Source organism: Candidatus Brevundimonas phytovorans (assembly GCA_029203145.1).
GTDB classification, from domain to species: domain Bacteria; phylum Pseudomonadota; class Alphaproteobacteria; order Caulobacterales; family Caulobacteraceae; genus Brevundimonas; species Brevundimonas phytovorans.
This window is the reverse complement of sequence record CP119309.1, coordinates 2,074,977-2,090,148: the sequence shown is the minus strand read 5'-3', so window position 1 is coordinate 2,090,148 and position 15,172 is coordinate 2,074,977. Positions and strand designations below refer to the sequence as shown.

The 15,172-nt window shown below is 68.2% G+C and carries 16 protein-coding genes; 5 read left to right on the top strand and 11 right to left on the bottom strand.

Annotated elements, in window-relative coordinates; all coding sequences use genetic code 11:
* The first annotated feature begins 7 nt into the window (after positions 1 to 7).
* On the top strand, positions 8 to 1,867 hold the full coding sequence (locus tag P0Y52_10260) for an ABC transporter transmembrane domain-containing protein (protein WEK56928.1): 1,860 nt from the start codon (positions 8 to 10) through the stop codon (positions 1,865 to 1,867).
* 536 nt (positions 1,868 to 2,403) lie between these two features.
* Here P0Y52_10260 and P0Y52_10255 read toward each other — a convergent pair.
* From P0Y52_10255 to P0Y52_10230, 6 genes are all read right to left on the bottom strand, one after another.
* Positions 2,404 to 3,387, bottom strand: a complete 984-nt coding sequence (locus P0Y52_10255; protein ID WEK56927.1) for a glycerophosphodiester phosphodiesterase — start codon at positions 3,385 to 3,387, stop codon at positions 2,404 to 2,406.
* Between the two features lie 140 nt (positions 3,388 to 3,527).
* On the bottom strand, positions 3,528 to 4,334 hold the full coding sequence (locus P0Y52_10250; protein ID WEK56926.1) for an inositol monophosphatase family protein: 807 nt from the start codon (positions 4,332 to 4,334) through the stop codon (positions 3,528 to 3,530).
* A gap of 135 nt (positions 4,335 to 4,469) precedes the next feature.
* Positions 4,470 to 5,036, bottom strand: a complete 567-nt coding sequence (efp, locus tag P0Y52_10245) for an elongation factor P (GenBank protein ID WEK56925.1) — start codon at positions 5,034 to 5,036, stop codon at positions 4,470 to 4,472.
* 126 nt (positions 5,037 to 5,162) lie between these two features.
* The gene (locus tag P0Y52_10240; protein ID WEK56924.1) at positions 5,163 to 5,717 is read right to left on the bottom strand and encodes a TspO protein; all 555 of its coding nucleotides are present in this window, start codon (positions 5,715 to 5,717) and stop codon (positions 5,163 to 5,165) included.
* Positions 5,718 to 5,775: 58 nt separating this feature from the next.
* Complete coding sequence (gene bfr / locus P0Y52_10235; GenBank protein WEK56923.1) at positions 5,776 to 6,276, bottom strand: bacterioferritin; 501 nt, start codon at positions 6,274 to 6,276, stop codon at positions 5,776 to 5,778.
* A gap of 168 nt (positions 6,277 to 6,444) precedes the next feature.
* Positions 6,445 to 6,630: a (2Fe-2S)-binding protein gene (locus P0Y52_10230; protein WEK56922.1), complete on the bottom strand. Its 186-nt coding sequence runs from the start codon at positions 6,628 to 6,630 to the stop codon at positions 6,445 to 6,447.
* Positions 6,631 to 6,753: 123 nt separating this feature from the next.
* Between P0Y52_10230 and thiE the strand changes: the two genes are divergently transcribed.
* From thiE to P0Y52_10215, 3 genes are all read left to right on the top strand, one after another.
* Positions 6,754 to 7,413, top strand: a complete 660-nt coding sequence (thiE, locus tag P0Y52_10225) for a thiamine phosphate synthase (GenBank protein WEK56921.1) — start codon at positions 6,754 to 6,756, stop codon at positions 7,411 to 7,413.
* A 64-nt stretch (positions 7,414 to 7,477) separates the two neighbouring features.
* A complete protein-coding gene (locus P0Y52_10220) occupies positions 7,478 to 9,154 on the top strand; it encodes an ATP-binding protein (GenBank protein WEK56920.1) in 1,677 nt (558 codons plus the stop codon).
* A gap of 32 nt (positions 9,155 to 9,186) precedes the next feature.
* A complete protein-coding gene (locus P0Y52_10215; GenBank protein ID WEK56919.1) occupies positions 9,187 to 9,906 on the top strand; it encodes a hypothetical protein in 720 nt (239 codons plus the stop codon).
* Between the two features lie 14 nt (positions 9,907 to 9,920).
* On the opposite strand, the gene P0Y52_10210 is transcribed toward P0Y52_10215, so the two are convergent.
* The 4 genes from P0Y52_10210 to P0Y52_10195 all read right to left on the bottom strand — a co-directional run bounded on the left by P0Y52_10210 (position 9,921) and on the right by P0Y52_10195 (position 13,151).
* Entirely contained in the window at positions 9,921 to 10,253 is a 333-nt protein-coding gene (locus P0Y52_10210) for a VOC family protein (GenBank protein ID WEK56918.1), read from the bottom strand.
* Positions 10,254 to 10,480: 227 nt separating this feature from the next.
* Positions 10,481 to 10,993, bottom strand: a complete 513-nt coding sequence (eco, locus tag P0Y52_10205; protein ID WEK56917.1) for a serine protease inhibitor ecotin — start codon at positions 10,991 to 10,993, stop codon at positions 10,481 to 10,483.
* 52 nt (positions 10,994 to 11,045) lie between these two features.
* Entirely contained in the window at positions 11,046 to 12,236 is a 1,191-nt protein-coding gene (locus tag P0Y52_10200; GenBank protein WEK56916.1) for an acetyl-CoA C-acyltransferase, read from the bottom strand.
* A gap of 87 nt (positions 12,237 to 12,323) precedes the next feature.
* Positions 12,324 to 13,151: a thioesterase family protein gene (locus P0Y52_10195; GenBank protein ID WEK56915.1), complete on the bottom strand. Its 828-nt coding sequence runs from the start codon at positions 13,149 to 13,151 to the stop codon at positions 12,324 to 12,326.
* A 176-nt stretch (positions 13,152 to 13,327) separates the two neighbouring features.
* Here P0Y52_10195 and P0Y52_10190 point away from each other — a divergent pair, with 176 nt between their 5' ends.
* On the top strand, positions 13,328 to 13,819 hold the full coding sequence (locus tag P0Y52_10190; protein ID WEK56914.1) for a helix-turn-helix domain-containing protein: 492 nt from the start codon (positions 13,328 to 13,330) through the stop codon (positions 13,817 to 13,819).
* Between the two features lie 128 nt (positions 13,820 to 13,947).
* Here P0Y52_10190 and P0Y52_10185 read toward each other — a convergent pair whose 3' ends face one another.
* Positions 13,948 to 15,165 (bottom strand): RtcB family protein, encoded by a 1,218-nt coding sequence (locus P0Y52_10185; protein ID WEK56913.1) that lies wholly within the window; start codon positions 15,163 to 15,165, stop codon positions 13,948 to 13,950.
* Positions 15,166 to 15,172 lie beyond the last annotated feature (7 nt).

The window sequence follows — 15,172 nt, the reverse complement described above, 5'->3', positions numbered from 1 at the left end:
CGCGAGTATGACCCAAGTTTCCACGCCCTCCGCGCCTCAAGACGCCGCTTCAGCGGCGAGGGGCCGCCCCGGCGCCGGCGCCCTGCTGGTTGAACAGATGGACGAGGCGGGCGGCAAGCGCGCCAAGACCCGCAACATCAAGCCCCTGGGGCGTTTGCTGCCCTTCATGATGCGCCACCGGCTGGATGCGGGGATCGCCGGTCTGTGGCTGATCTTCTCGACGGCGGCGTCGCTGGGGCTGACGGCGACGGCGCGCGGCGCCATCGACAACGGCTTCGAGAACGGCGGGCGCGACATCAACACCTGGTTCCTGATTCTGGGCGCCAACGCCCTGATTCTGGGATTGGCGACGGCCTTCCGTTACTTCTACGTCACCAAGACCGGCGAGCGGGTCATCGCCGACCTGAGGACGGCCCTGTTCAAGCGCATCCTGACGCTGGACCCGGTCTTCTTCGCGCATATGCGGACGGGGGAGGTGCTGTCGCGTCTGACCACGGACATCCAGTTGGTCGACACCCTGCTGACCACCTCGGTCAGCTATGCCCTGCGCAACTTCTTCACCCTGATCGGCGGGGTCATCCTGCTGTTCTTCGTCAGCCCCAAGCTGACCGGCTTCGTCCTGTTGATCGTGCCGGTGCTGATCGTGCCGCTGTTCATCTTCGGACGGCAGGTGCGCAAGCTGACGGTCAAGTCGCAGGACACCTTCGCCAACGCCGTCGGCTTCGCCGGCGAGAGCGTGGACGCCATCGAGACGGTCCAGGCCTTTGGCCGTGAAAAGAGCGCCATCGGACGCTTCGGCGCGGCGGTGGAAGAAGCCTTCGGCGTCTCCCTGATCCGCATGCGGGCGCGCGCCGTCATGACGGCCATGATCATCGTGGTGATGTTCGGCGGCGTGACCCTGGTGCTGTGGCTGGGCGCGCAGGACGTGATCGCCGGGACCATGACGCCGGGGGCGCTGTTGCAGTTCGTCCTGCTGTCGGTCTTCGCCGCCGGCGCCGTGGGCGCTCTGGGCGAGAGCTGGGGCGACGTGCAGAAGGCCGCGGGGGCCATGGAGCGCATTGACGAACTGATGCGCGCCGTTCCCGCCATCGCCCCGCCCGCGTCGCCCGTCGCCCTGCCGCAGCCGCCGCGGGGCGAGGTGTCGATGTCGGCGGTGGACTTCGCCTATCCGGGCCGTCCCGACCTGCCGGCGCTGAAGGGCTTCAGCCTGACCGTACGTCCGGGCGAGACGGTGGCCCTGGTCGGGCCGTCGGGCGCGGGCAAGTCGACGGTCTTCCGCCTGTTGCTGCGCTTCTATGATCCGCAGTCGGGGCTGGTCTCGGTGGACGGGGTGGACGTGCGCGCCGCCGATCCGGTCGAGGTGCGCGAGCGTTTCGCCTGGGTGTCGCAGGAGGCGCCCCTGTTCTCGGGCTCGGCGCTGGAGAACATCCGCTTTGGCCGCGAGGCCGCGACGCTGGAAGAGGCCCGCGCCGTGGCCGACGAGGCCCAGGCGCTCGGCTTCATCGAGGCCCTGCCGCAGGGCTTTGACACGCCGCTGGGCGAGCGCGGCAAGAGCCTGTCGGGCGGGCAGCGGCAACGTCTGGCCATTGCGCGGGCCCTGGTGCGCGAGGCCCCGATCTTGCTGCTGGACGAGGCGACGAGCGCTCTGGACGCCGAGAACGAGCGCCTGGTGCAGGCGGCGCTGGATCAGGCCATGGAGGCGCGCACGACCCTGGTCATCGCCCACCGTCTGGCCACGGTCCTGAGGGCCGACCGCATCGTCGTCATGGACGGCGGCCAGGTGGTCGAGGAGGGCACCCACGCCGAGCTGACGGCCAAGGGCGGGCTCTATGCCCGACTGGCGGCCTTGCAGTTTCAGGGGACCTAAGGGCGGGCGTTCTCCTCCCCATTTCATGGGGAGGTGGCGCGGCAGCGCAGCCGACGTGACGGAGGGGGCGACACCACGTCTGACGTTTGCGCCGCCCCCTCCACCGCTACGCGGTCCCCCTCCCCATGAAATGGGGAGGAAAGAGTTGGATGGCCGTTGCACTGTGATCAGAAAAAAAACAGTGCAATTGGTGCAATCGCCTGCGGAGTAGGCGGCGATCCTCCCCCGTGAATGGGGGAGGATTGAAGGGCGTTTGCGGCTGCGACGATGTCAAAGAACGCGAGCATGATAACGCAGCCTGGGGCGGCGCCATGAGTTGCGCTTCGGAGCGCTGAAAAAGGCTTTGAGATCAAGGCGCGAGGCAGCGGCGTTGTGATGGCTGACGGGCCTTTCCTCCCTGTTCGCGGAGCGAATGGGGAGGTGGATCGGCGGCGCAGCCGACGAGACGGAGGGGGCGGCTCGACGGTAGCGTTTGTGTCGCCCCCGCCACCGCTACGCGGTCCCCCTCCCCACAGAGTGGGGAGGAAAGAGAGGCGTTAGCGCGCCGCCACCGCCTTGCCGGGGAAGTCGCTGAACACGGCGTCGACGCCGAGGGCGTGGAAGGCTTGCAGGTAGGCGGTCAGGTCGCCGTGGTCGGCGGGGGCTTCGCCGCGGCGGTGTTCCAGGGGCAGGAAGGCGTTTTCGGCCCGGAAGGTCCAGACCACGACCTTGAGCCCCGCGGCGTGGGCGTAGGCGATCAGAGGCGTGGGGGGCAGGCTGCGACCCGAGGCGTCGCGGGGCAGGATCATGCCCGTCTCGACCCCGATGGCGTCGGCATAGGCGGCGACAGCGCTGAGGCCCTCGGGCGTGCTCATGGCGGCGTAGGTCAGGTCGGGCCGGTCGGCGGGGCCGCCCGAGACGCTCATCAACTGAAGCAGGGGGGCGTCGATGCGGGCGTTCAGCCTTTGCAGCGGCCCGACCTCGAAGCACTGGATCAGGAGGGGGGCGTCGGCGTCGGTCAGGCCGTGGCGCTCCAGCGTCGCGACGAGTGAATCCTCCATCGGCAAGCCGAGGCCGGCGAAATAGGAGGGGTGTTTCAGCTCGGGCGCGACGCCGATGACGCGGCCGGCGCGGGCGCTCTCTTCGCGGGCCAGGGCCACGACCTCGTCGAAGGTCAGGAAGGGCTCCTGATCGTTCCAGGCGCTGTTGGCGGGGCGGAGCAGGGGCAGTCGCTCGCGGGCGCGCAGGGTCTTCAACTCAGCCAGGGTGAAGTCTTCGGTGAACCAGCCGGTGGTCTGGACGCCGTCGATGACCTTGGTCGCGCGTCGGGCGGCGAACTCGGGCCGTTCGGCCACGTCGGTCGTGCCGCCGATCTCGTTTTCATGACGGACGACGAACTGGCCGTCGCGGGTCATGACCAGATCGGGTTCGATGAAGTCCGCGCCCTGTTCGATGGCCAGGCGATAGGCCGAGGCGGTGTGCTCGGGGCGTTCGCCGGACGCGCCGCGATGGGCGATGACTTGGGGGGCGGGCGCAGACATGGCGTCAGGATGGGCCGGATCGCGCGCCGAGGGTAGGGGCAGATACGACGAAGGCGGCGGGTCAATGACCGCGCCGCCCCCACCCGACCTCGCCTGACGGCTCGGCCACCCTCCCCATGAAGGGGAGGGAGAATTCTAGTTTACGCCGCTTGCAGCAGCTTGCGCAGCTGCGGGTGCAGTTCGGGGTTCGAGGCCACGATCTGCTTGCCGTTCTTGGGGTCGCCGTCGATGTCGATGGTGGTGACGGTGCCGCCGGCTTCGGTGACGAACAGGATGCCCGCCGCCACGTCCCACGGTTGCAGGTTACGCTCGAAGAAGGCGTCGTAGCGGCCGGCGGCCACCCAGGCGAAGTCCAGCGAGGCGGCGCCGAGGCGACGGATGCCGGCGACGCGTTGGCCGACCGCGTGGATGTCCTTGATCGACTGGGCGTGGCCGGTCTTGCCGATGAAGGGCAGGCCGGTCGAGATCAGGCTCTCGGACAGGTCGCGACGGCCCGAGACGCGGATGCGCTGGTCGTTGAGGTAGCAGCCCTTGCCCTTTTCGGCCCAGAACAGCTCGTTCATGACGGGGTTGTAGGTGACGCCGGCGACGATCTCGGACGAACCGTCGGGATGCTTGCGCTCCAGGCCCACCGTGATGGCGAAGTGGGGCATGGCGTGCATGAAGTTGGTGGTGCCGTCGATCGGGTCGACGATCCAGGTGTGCGACTTGTCGGTGCCTTCGACCATGCCGCGTTCCTCACCGAGGAAGCTGTAGCCGGGGCGGGCCTTCATGAGCAGTTCGAAGAGGGTGTCCTCGGCCTTCAGGTCGGCGGCCGTGACGAAATCGCCGGGCCCTTTGCGCGAAACCTGAAGCTGGGCGACTTCGCCGAAATCGCGAAGCATGGGGCGTGCGGTCTTGCGCACGGCGCCGATGATGACCTGAACGAGAGCAGAGGCGAGGGCCATGGGGTTCTCCTGGTCCGGCTGTCCTTGAAGGCCCTGTTTGGCCCGGAGAGACGGAGAAGCAAAAGGGGCGCGGACCATCCGCGCCCCTGTAGATTATGTCTTATGCCCGACCTTGGCCGGGAAAGACGGTCTTTGTTAGTCCGCGCGGCGGACGTATTCGCCGGTGGTGGTGTCGACGATGATGCGCTCGCCGGCCGACATATAGGGCGGGATCATGATGCGGACGCCGTTGTTGGCGATCGCCGGCTTGTACGACGACGACGCCGTCTGGCCCTTCACAGTGGGCTCGGTCTCGGCGACTTCGAGCGTGACCTGTTCCGGCAGTTCCAGGCCGATGGGGCGGTCTTCATGCATCTCGATGATGACCTTCATGCCCTCTTGCAGGTAGGGGATGCGTTCGTCGCCGACCCAGCCCTTTTGCAGTTCGATCTGCTCGTAGGTGGCGTCGTCCATGAAGACCAGGCTGTCGCCGTTGTCGAACAGGTAGGAGAAGTCCTTCTGTTCCAGGGTGACGCGCTCGACCTTGTCTTCCGAACGGAAGCGTTCGTTCAGCTTGTTGCCGGTTTCGAGGTTCTTGGCCTCGACGTTGGCGAAGGCGCCGCCCTTGCCGGGCTTGACGTGGCTGGCCTTGGTGACGACCCAGAGGCCGCCGTTATGTTGCAGGACCATGCCGGGTTTGATGGTGTTGCCGTTGATTTTCATAGAAACCGCTGGATCTGAGGGCTGGGGGCGGCCCGGCCGCTCGTGGGCGGGCGCGCGAAATCGCGGCGAGCCGTAGAGGAACAGCGGAAAAAGGGCAATGGGGGCGCTGATCGCCGGTCTGCGGATTTAGTGGACGGTCGGTACCTTGCGCAGTCTGGCTTCGGCCTTGTTGGCCAGGCGGACGCCCATGCCGGTGGGCGAGGCCAGCTTGCCCGCCGCGGGGTCCAGCTTGCGCGCTTCGTGAGCGAAGGCGGCGGCGAGGCCGGCTGAAGACATGGCGGCGGCCATCTGGGTCGTCAGCCGTGTCGGACGCACGGCCAGCCAGACGGCGCTGACGGCCTGGGCCGCGATCCACAGGGCCATGGCGGTGCGGCGCTCGGGGCGGGCGGGGGCGTTCCAGACACGAACGGCGGAAAGGGTGGTGGCGGAGAACATGGCGGGCAGGATCAGGCTGATCGGACCGCGCGGGCGTTCAGTGATCGGGGCGTCGCCGCCGAGCGGCTGGAGTGCGCGGCGGGGCTGGGGGCGGATCAGCTTTGACGCGGCGGTGGTGGCGGCCAGGGCGAAGCCGGCGGTCAGGGCCACGCCCAGTGCGACATGGGTCCAGTTCCGGCCCTCGGCGTTGAGGAAGTCGGCGGCCTGGTCGCGGGCGGTGTCGAGGGCGTCTTCGATGCTGGTCATGAGACCGAAATGGCCGGACGCGGAAACTCGTTCCCGCGCCCGACATCCGGAAGATGGATCAGTTGCCGGTGGCGGCGCCGTCGGTCTTGATCTCGCTCATGGCGGACTGGAGGTAGTTCTGGGCGCCCAGCAGTTCGATCAGCTTGTGCTGGTTTTCGAGGAAGTCGACGTGCTCCTCGGTGTCGGCCAGGATCTTCATCAGCAGGTCGCGGCTGACGTAGTCGTGGGCGGCTTCGCATTGAGTGACGGCGTCGCGGGTCGTGGCGCGGCTGTCGATTTCCAGTTGCAGATCGGCGCCGAGGCATTCGATCGGTTCCTCGCCGACCTTGAGCTTGTGCAGGTCCTGCAGGTTGGGCAGGCCGTCGAGGAAGAGGATGCGCTTGATCAGCATGTCGGCGTGTTTCATCTCGCCGATCGATTCCTGATAGATCACGTTGCCGAGGTGGCTGAGGCCCCAGCTTTCGAACATGCGGGCGTGCAGGAAGTACTGATTCACCGCCGTCAGCTCGTTGGTCAGAACTGCGTTCAGGGTGCGGATGATCGCCGGATCGCCCTTCATGGTCGTCGCCTTTCGTCATGGGCGGCGAAGGGAGGCCGGAACGGCGCTCCAGACTCAATCGCTGCCGGATGTGAAGGCTTTTACCACGGCAAAGGCGTCGCGGACGAATTGCGAGTACTTATCACTGCATTGATAGTGCGAGTGAATTTCGTCTTCAGGCGCGCTGGACTACTCGGCGGCGAGGGCGAAGGCCGCCTGGGTGTCCTGGATCATCTGTCGCATTTCGCAGACGCATTTGGCGCACTGGGCAGAGCATTGATTGGACGCGAAAATATCCTTCGGGCGGGTGGCACCCGCCTCGATGGCCTGGGCGACGTCACGTTGGCGAAGGCCGTTACAGTTGCAGACGTACAAGGCGGCGTGCCCCGAAGCAGTTACTGAGAATGGCTCGCTATAGCATTTCTTAAGGCGAGTGCAAATCGTTCGCATAGGGCTGCGACATTGACGCCCGGCGCGCGGACGGGCAGGGCGGGAGGCATGGCACGTCAACCCGCAACCCCGCCCCGTCCGCCCTGTCAGCTGTATCTGATCACACCGCCGGTCATCGCCGATCTGGACGCCTTCGCCGGCCTGCTGGAACAAGTCCTGTCGGCGGGCGACGTCGCGGCCTTGCAGATCCGGCTCAAGGACGCCTCTGACGATCAGATCAAGGCCGCCGTGGCGCGCCTGGCGCCGATTGCTCAGGCGCATGGCGTCGCCGTGATCCTGAACGACCGGCCTGACCTGGCCAAGGCCACGGGCTGCGACGGGGTGCATGTGGGCCAGGACGATACGCCGGTGGCCGAGGCGCGGCGCATCATGGGGCCGGACGCCATGATCGGCGCCACCTGCCACGATAGCCGCCACCTGGGCATGGAGGCCGCTGAAGCCGGGGCTGACTATGTCGCCTTCGGCGCCTTCTTCCCGACCGAGACCAAGCAAACGACCCACCGCCCCGACCTGGTCGAACTGACCATCTGGCAGGAGACGATGGAGACCCCGTGTGTCGCCATCGGCGGCGTCACGGTCGAGAACGCCGCGGCTGTGGCGGCGGCGGGGGCGGATTTCGTGGCCGTCAGCGCGGGCGTCTGGCGCCACCCCGAGGGGCCGGCGGCGGCGATTCGGGCGTTTAACGCCGTTCTCGAAAGCGCCTTCTGACTTCAGAGGATGTTTAGGAAGGTCCGGCAGGATGGGGTGTTAGTCGCGTACACCGGACCCGATCATGACGATGAGCCGAGCGCTCGACAGGGCTGAGCCTGCTTTCGACGTCGCGCCTGCGGAGGGCGGCGTCGCTGCGTCTGCGCCCAATGCAGCCTTCTTCCGACAGCCCTTGGCGCCGATCCTGACGGCCATGGGCGTGACCATCCTGGTCGTGCTGGCGATCAGCTTCGCTCGCACCAACGGCTTGGTCGCCGCCCTGTGGGGGGCGGGCGGGCTGGCGATGGCGGTCTGGCTGCGCGGCGGCCGGGGTCTGACCTATGATCTGGGGTTCGGCGTCCTGGTGGTGACGGGCGTGCTGGCCGGCGAGTTCCTGGTCGGCAACGGCCCGCTGCTGTCGCTCATGTTCATGACCATGAACCTGCTGGAAATCGTGCTGGCGGTGGTGCTGATCCGTCGCTTCGTGCCGGGTCTGAGCGTTACTTCGGTTGAGGGGCTGGCCCGGTTCCTGGGGGCCTGCGCCGCCGCACCCCTGCCGTCCGCAGTGCTGAGCGCCCTGGCGTTGAACGCCATGCTGGATGTGAACGTCTTTGACGGCCTGAGAATCTGGTGGTTCGGGCACGCCCTGGGCTTTGCCGTGATCGGCGCCTTCGGGTTGGCGTTGCAGCGTCGTCATCTGGTGATCGCGCGTCAGCCGGGGCGTCTGGCCGAGGGCGCCGTCCTGCTGGGGATGATCGGCTTTGCCTGTTACGCCATCTTCTCTCACCTGAGCCTGCCCTACGGCTTCCTGTTGATGCCGCTGCTGTTGATGATGGCGGTGCGCTTCCGGGTGTCGGGCATCGCCCTGGCGCTGGTCGTGGTCACGATCATGGCTATCGGCGGGACCATGGCGGGACACGGACCCTATCACTCGTTCGGGGCCGAGAACCGGGCGCTGCTGGCGCAGCTTCTGGTGCTGCTGGGCTATATGCCCATCCTGATGGTCGCAGCCCTGCTGGAGGAGCGCGATCGGCTGGCCGAGCGGGCGCGGGCCGGTCGCGAGCGGGCCGAGCGGGCCTCGGCGGCCAAGTCGCGGCTGCTGGCCAACGTCGCCCATGAGATCAAGAGCCCCGTCGGCGGCATCATCGGCATTGGCGAACTGTGGGCGGGCGGCCAACTGGGCGCGACCTCGGCCGAACAGGTCGAGATGGCGCAGATGCTGGTCAAGACGGCGCGTCAGGTCGAGACCCTGGCGCATGACCTGCTGGACGTGGCGCGGGCGGAATCCGGCGCGGTCAAGGTGGAGCTGCGGCCCACCGACGTGGCGGGTCTGCTGGACGACGTTCGCCGCAGCCTGATCCTGAAGCCCGAGACTCGGGGTCTGTCGGTCGAGGTGGCGGTCGAGGGCGACGCCCTGATTGCGCAGGCGGATTCGCAGCGCCTGGCCCAGGTGATCGGCAATCTGGCCGGGAATGCGGTCAAGTACGGCGCCTCCGGCGGGCGAGTGCTGATGCGCGCCGTCTGGGCCGACGACCGCGTGCGGATCGAGGTGGTCGATTTCGGCCCCGGCCTGAGCCTGGAGAAACAGGCCCAGTTGTTCGAACCGTTCAACCGGCTGGGGCTGGAGCGTTCGGCCATCGAGGGGCATGGCATCGGCCTGGCCCTGGCCAAGCGGCTGACCGAGCTTCAGGGCGGGGATATCGGCGTGATCTCGACGCCGGGCCACGGCGCGACCTTCTGGGTCGAACTGCCCGCGGCTTGACCGCCGGGCGGAGCGGGGGCCAAGGTCGCCGCATGAAAACCGCGCTTATCGCCTCCGTCCTGCTGAGCCTGGCCCCGGCGGGCCAGGTCCTGGCCCAATCAAAGGCTTCTTCGCAGAGCGTCGAGGAACTGACCCGACTGCTGAACGGCGGCCCGCCCGCTGCGGCGCGCCCTGCGCCTGCTCCGACGCCGACGCCTGCTCCGACGCCAGCGCCCGCCGCGCCGGTTCGATCGACGGTCGCGGCGACGCCGAGACCGGCGTCCGTGCAGACGGCCCCGGCTGAGCCGCCGGTCAGAGCCGCGCCGACGCCTGTCGCCCCGGCGCAGGTTGCGCCCGCGCCGCCGCCCGCGCCCGCTTCGGAGCCGCCGCCGCCCGCGCCGCCGCCCGCCGTCCCGCTCAGCCCGGCGGCGGTCGCCGCCCTGCCGTTCCGCATCGACCTGCCGAGCGGGTTCCAGCTATTTGAAGGTCGCAGCGCCCCGGACGCCAAGGTCTGGTCCGTGCGAAAGGCGGGCAAGACCTTCGCCATGATCTACGCCGGGCCGTCTTCGCAGTTTCCCATCTATGACGGCGAGCAGGTGACGGCTGCGGGCCGCGTCTCGGTCATCGTGCCCGAGGGCACGCGTCGGATCGCCATGGAGCACCTGTTCCAGCGCCCGGTCGCACCGACCGAAATCCACGTCTGGCTGATGAGCCTCGACGGCGCCGACCGTGACGCCGCCGAGCGACTGGCTCAGTCGGTCGACCCCCGGTAACGGGGGCGCCGGGTCTATTCGGACCAGACGGCCAGATCGTTGCCGGACGGGTCGCGGAAGTGGAAGCGGCGCCCGCCGGGGAAGGCGAAGATCGGGTGGGTGATTTCCCCGCCCGCCGCCTGCACCTTGGCCAGCATGGCCTCAAGGTCTTGGGCGTAGAGGATGGGCAGGGGCTTGGGCGTCATGGCCTCGGTGGTGAAGCCGCCGTCCAGGCCCTCGCCAAAGGCCGCGTAGTCGGGGCCGTAGTCCTGAAACACCCAGCCGAAGGCCGAGGCGTAGAAGGCCTTGTGCGCCGCCATGTCAGTGGCGGGCAGTTCGAGGTAGTCCAGCTTGCCGTCTTCGCGCATCGCGACTCTCCAGAAAATGGAGGCGGACGCTTGCACGACGGACGATCCTGCGCAAACCTGCAAATGGTTCGCAAATGCAGGAGTCGGCCCATGATTGTCCTCAGCGCCGGATGCGCATCGCTGGCTTCCCTCATGCGCGATGTGGAACGATGCGCGGGGCGGGAAACGAAACGGGCGCCAGTCGGAAACGACCGACGCCCGCGTCTGGTGTGCATCAATGACGGCGATCAGCGCGCCGTCTGGGTCTCGCCCGCGCGCCACACGCGATAGCGCACCTCGACGTCCGACGGGGCGTAGACCACCACCGGCAGGCGCGAGTTGTAGCGGATCAGCGGCTGTTCCTGCGTGGTGACGAAGGCCTGGCGCTGTGAGCCGGGCGGACAGCCCATCATCGTGCTGGCGGCGTTTCCCAGGGCCGGCAGGACGTAATAGTCATAGCCCCAGCCCTCTGCCGTCCGGGTTTCCAGGCGACCGCCGAAGACCTGGCGGTTGCAGTCCACCGTCTGGGTCTTGCCCAGGATCAGCTCGACCTTCAGCGCGCCTTCGTCGGCCTGGGCGGGCAGGGTGATGACGTGGCGCGTCTGGCCCGCCGTCGCGGCCGGGAAGGCCTTCAGGGCGTCAGCGGCGTCGGTCTGAGCCGAGGACGTGCTGTCGTTCATGGCGCTTTCCGCCTGGGCGGTGGCGCAGGCGGCCAGGGTCAGGGCGGCGACGCCGGCGAAGAGAGAGGGGAGGATTTTCAAAAGCGTAGTCTCCACGGCCAAGGTTAGCGTGACCGTGGAGAACGTTGCAGGATCAGGCCAGTTCCACGGCCATGGCGACGGCTTCGCCGCCGCCGATGCACAGGGAGGCCACGCCCTTCTTGCCGCCGCGCGCCTGAAGCGCCGCCAGCAGGGTGGACAGGATGCGTGCGCCCGAGGCGCCGATGGGGTGGCCGAGCGCCGTGGCGCCGCCGTTGACGTTCAGCTTGGCGCGGTCGATGCCCAGTTCCTGTTGCGCGATCATGGCGACGACGGCGAAGGCTTCGTTGACCTCCCACAGATCCACATCCTCGACCGACCAGCCCGCCTTCTTCAGCGCCTTCTGCATGGCGGGGACGGGGGCGGTGGTGAACAGGCCCGGCTCATGGGCGTGGGCGGCGTGGCTGACGACGCGGGCGACGATGGGCAGGCCGAGCGCCTTGGCCGTGCTTTCGCGCGTCATGACCAGGGCGGCGGCGCCATCCGAGATCGAAGAGGCGTTGGCGGCGGTGATGGCGCCGTCCTTGGTGAAGGCGGGGCGCAGGGTGGGGATCTTGGCCGGGTCGGCCTTGCCGGGCTGCTCGTCCTCGCTGACCACGACAGGGCCTTTACGCGTAGCGACCTCGACCGGGACGATCTCGGCCTTGAAGGCGCCCGAGGCGATGGCGGCCTTGGCGCGGGTCAGGCTCTCGATGGCGTACTCGTCCATCGCTTCACGGGTGAACTGATACTGGGCCGCCGCGTCCTCGGCGAAGACGCCCATGGCCTTGCCGGGGGAATAGGCGTCCTCAAGGCCGTCCATCATCATGCTGTCGACGATGACGTCGTGGCCGATGCGGGCGCCGCCGCGGTGCTTGGTCATCAGATAGGGGGCGCCGGTCATGGACTCCATGCCGCCGGCGACGATGACCTCGGCGGTGCCGGCCAGCAGGGCGTCATGCGCCATCATGGCGGCTTGCAGACCCGAGCCGCACATCTTGTTCACCGTGGTCGCCTCGACGTGCTTGCCGAGTCCGGCGCCGATGGCGGCCTGACGGGCCGGGGCCTGGCCCAGGCCGGCGGGCAGGACGCAGCCCATGAAGATCTGCTCGACCTTTTCAGGGGCGAGGCCGGCGCGCTCGACAGCGGCCTTGACCGCAGCGGCGCCCAGGTCGGTAGCCTTGACCGGCGACAGCGCGCCCTGGAAGCCGCCCATGGGCGTGCGGGCGAAGGAGACGATGACGACGGGATCAGTGGCGGCGGTCATGGGGGGCGTTTCCAGTATGAATCGTTTCGCGGGGGATTAGGGGAGGCGGAGGGCCGCTGGCAAGCGGCGCCCAAGAAGAGTGGAGGCCTAAAGCAGCTTCCTGCGCTGACGGGCCAGGGCCAGCGGGCGACCGTCCGCGCCCCAGGCCACGGCCTCGTCCAGCGACCAGCCCAGGCCGTGATCCAGCAGCCGGTACTCGAAGAAGGCCCAGCCGTCGGGCGCGGTTTCCGGCGTCGGATCATTGATGAAGTCGTAGCGCAGATCGACGCTGGTCATCATCGGCGGCGCCTTGAAGGCTGTCCAGGCGGGCGGATAGAGGGCGTCCAGCAGATAGCAGAGCCGCAGTTCGTCCAGCGGCGCGCCGTCGCGGGTCCGCATCCAGACCCGCTCGACGGCGGGCTTGCCTTCGTTGCCGCCCAGAATGTTGGGGCCGCCGTCAAAGCGATAGTCGACGTGTTGCGAGAAGCGGGGGGCCATGGGGCCGCTGAGGCCCGGCGCGTCGCTGTCCAGCAGGGGCGGCGGGGTGAGCAGGGGGGTGAGGGTCTCGGCGCTGGCGCCGTCGGCGCCGTAGGTGGCGCTGGCGTGGTGGGTCAGGCGCGAGCCCTGCCCGCCCTCGACCACGGCATAGGCGACGTTGCGGCCGCCGCGCAGCAGACGCGGGCGGAAGTGGATCGGCTGGCCGTACCTGGCGGCGGCCAGGTACTGGACGGTCAGGCTGCGCAAGGGGGCCTTGAGGTCCAGGCCCTGCCGCATGGCCCCGGCGCACAGGGCCGCCAGCAGACCCCCGAAGGGAAAACCCGCCTCGGGCGGGGCGGCGATGGGGCCGTTGGAGAATTCGCCGGAGAGATGGGCGCTCAGGCCCCCGTCTTCGGGCGTCAGGGTCAGGGCGTCGTGCAGCAGGTCGGCTTCGGTCATCGGTCCACGCAACAGGCGAAAGAGGCGGGCGGAGACTGAAGCGTCGCCGCCGGCAAGTCGAGGAAGGCAGGAAGACGGCCGGGAAGCCGCAAGTTAGTTGCCAAAAGAAACTGACAAACTGCGTCCCGATTGGCAACCCACTTGTCAAAAGCCTGACGCGGGGTCACTTTCCGTCCATGGGACGCACCGCCGACTATAGCCGCCAGAGCTGCTCGATCGCCGCCACGCTGGAGGTGATCGGCGACCCGTGGACCCTGCTGGTTATCCGCGACGCCTTCAACGGCGTACGCCGGTTCGAGCAGTGGCAGGAGCGGCTGGGCGTGGCGCGCAATGTCCTGGCGGCGCGTCTGAAGTTGCTGGTGCAGCACGGGGTGCTGGAGCCGCAGCTCTATTCCGAGCGCCCGCCGCGCAACGAATATGTCCTGACGGCCAAGGGCAAGGACCTGTACGGGGTGCTGGTGACGCTGCACGCCTGGGGCGAGAAACACGTCTATGGCGAGGCCGACAGCGGCGTCGCCATGATCCACAAGACCTGCGGCCACGACCTCAAGCCCCGCATCGCCTGCGGCCATTGCAACGAGATCGTCAAACCCCGCGACATCGAACTGACCTGGGCCGAGAACCGCCCGACGGTCGGCGATATGATGCCGAAGGAAGACGCGGCCTAGGCAGTTGCAAGCGGACGCGCTGAATGTCCGCTAGGGGGAGCAGACCCCAGCGATGACTTTGGCTTCGCCAATCGCTCGCCTTTCCCAGACGACGAAAGCCGGCCGCGCTTGCGCACGACCGGCTCCCGTCATCCCTTGACGCACACCACCTGACGCAGGGTGTGCACGACCTCGATCAGGTCGGCCTGGGCCGCGATGACCGCGTCGATATCCTTGTAGGCCATCGGCGTTTCGTCGATCACGTCGGCGTCCTTGCGGCACTCGACGCCCTGGGTCGCGCGGACGTGGTCTTCGACCGTGAAGCGGCGCTTGGCCTCGGTCCGGCTCATGGCCCGACCGGCCCCGTGCGAGCAGGTGCAGAAGCTGTCTGCATTGCCCTTGCCGCGCACGATGAAGGACTTGGCCCCCATCGAGCCGGGGATGATGCCCAGTTCACCGTCCTTGGCCGATACCGCGCCCTTGCGGGTCAGGAAGACGTCCTGACCGAAGTGCTTTTCTTTCGAGACGTAGTTGTGGTGGCAGTTCACCGCCTCCTGCGTCGTCGTCAGATCGGGCCAGAAGGCCTTCAGCACGCCCAGCACCTGCTCCATCATCACCTCGCGGTTGGCGCGCGCGTACTTCTGCGCCCACGACACCGCCCGCACATAGTCGATGAAACCCTCCGTCCCTTCGGGGAAGTAGGCCAGGTCCTGGTCCGGCAGGTTCAGATGCCAGCGACGCGATTCATACTTGGCGCGCTCGATGAAGTAGGTCCCGAAGCGGTTGCCGACCCCGCGCGAGCCGGAGTGCAGCATGACCCAGACGTCGCCCGCCTCATCGAGGCACAGCTCGATGAAATGGTTGCCGGTGCCCAGCGTGCCCAGGTGGCCGAAGCCGCGCGGGTGCCCCGCCTTGGGATGGCGCTCGATCACGGCGTCGTAGCCCGCCTTCAGGTCCGCCCAGCGCGCCGCGGCCGAGGCCGGAGGCTCGGACGACCAGGCGCCCTTGTCGTTGCGCCCGCCGTTGTCGGTCCGGCCGTGCGGAACGGCGGCCTCGATGGCGGAACGGATGCCCGACAGGTCGTCCGGCAGATGCTCGGCGCGGATCGAGGTCCGCACCGCCATCATGCCGCAGCCGATGTCCACGCCTACGGCAGCGGGGATGATCGCCTTCAGCGTCGGGATTACCGAGCCCACGGTCGCGCCCATGCCCCAGTGGACGTCGGGCATGACCGCGACGTGCTTGTGGATGAAGGGCAGCGAGGCCACGTTCTTCAACTGCTTCAGCGCCGCATCCTCGATGGGCACGCCCCGGGTCCAGGCCTTGATCGGCACGCCCGGGCTTTCGATTACGTCATAGCCAGACATGGCTGAC

Excerpts from the sequence above, each read along its gene's own strand:
- P0Y52_10200 (WEK56916.1), bottom strand. The coding sequence starts at position 12,236 with ATGACCGCCGCCACTGATCCCGTCGTCATCGTCTCCTTCGCCCGCACG.
- thiE (WEK56921.1), top strand. The coding sequence starts at position 6,754 with ATGGCACGTCAACCCGCAACCCCGCCCCGTCCGCCCTGTCAGCTGTAT.
- bfr (WEK56923.1), bottom strand. The coding sequence starts at position 6,276 with ATGAAGGGCGATCCGGCGATCATCCGCACCCTGAACGCAGTTCTGACC.
- P0Y52_10220 (WEK56920.1), top strand. The coding sequence starts at position 7,478 with ATGACGATGAGCCGAGCGCTCGACAGGGCTGAGCCTGCTTTCGACGTC.
- P0Y52_10260 (WEK56928.1), top strand. The coding sequence starts at position 8 with ATGACCCAAGTTTCCACGCCCTCCGCGCCTCAAGACGCCGCTTCAGCG.
- P0Y52_10195 (WEK56915.1), bottom strand. The coding sequence starts at position 13,151 with ATGACCGAAGCCGACCTGCTGCACGACGCCCTGACCCTGACGCCCGAA.
- P0Y52_10255 (WEK56927.1), bottom strand. The coding sequence starts at position 3,387 with ATGTCTGCGCCCGCCCCCCAAGTCATCGCCCATCGCGGCGCGTCCGGC.
- P0Y52_10190 (WEK56914.1), top strand. The coding sequence starts at position 13,328 with ATGGGACGCACCGCCGACTATAGCCGCCAGAGCTGCTCGATCGCCGCC.
- efp (WEK56925.1), bottom strand. The coding sequence starts at position 5,036 with ATGAAAATCAACGGCAACACCATCAAACCCGGCATGGTCCTGCAACAT.
- P0Y52_10215 (WEK56919.1), top strand. The coding sequence starts at position 9,187 with ATGAAAACCGCGCTTATCGCCTCCGTCCTGCTGAGCCTGGCCCCGGCG.
- P0Y52_10240 (WEK56924.1), bottom strand. The coding sequence starts at position 5,717 with ATGACCAGCATCGAAGACGCCCTCGACACCGCCCGCGACCAGGCCGCC.
- P0Y52_10210 (WEK56918.1), bottom strand. The coding sequence starts at position 10,253 with ATGCGCGAAGACGGCAAGCTGGACTACCTCGAACTGCCCGCCACTGAC.
- P0Y52_10185 (WEK56913.1), bottom strand. The coding sequence starts at position 15,165 with ATGTCTGGCTATGACGTAATCGAAAGCCCGGGCGTGCCGATCAAGGCC.
- P0Y52_10250 (WEK56926.1), bottom strand. The coding sequence starts at position 4,334 with ATGGCCCTCGCCTCTGCTCTCGTTCAGGTCATCATCGGCGCCGTGCGC.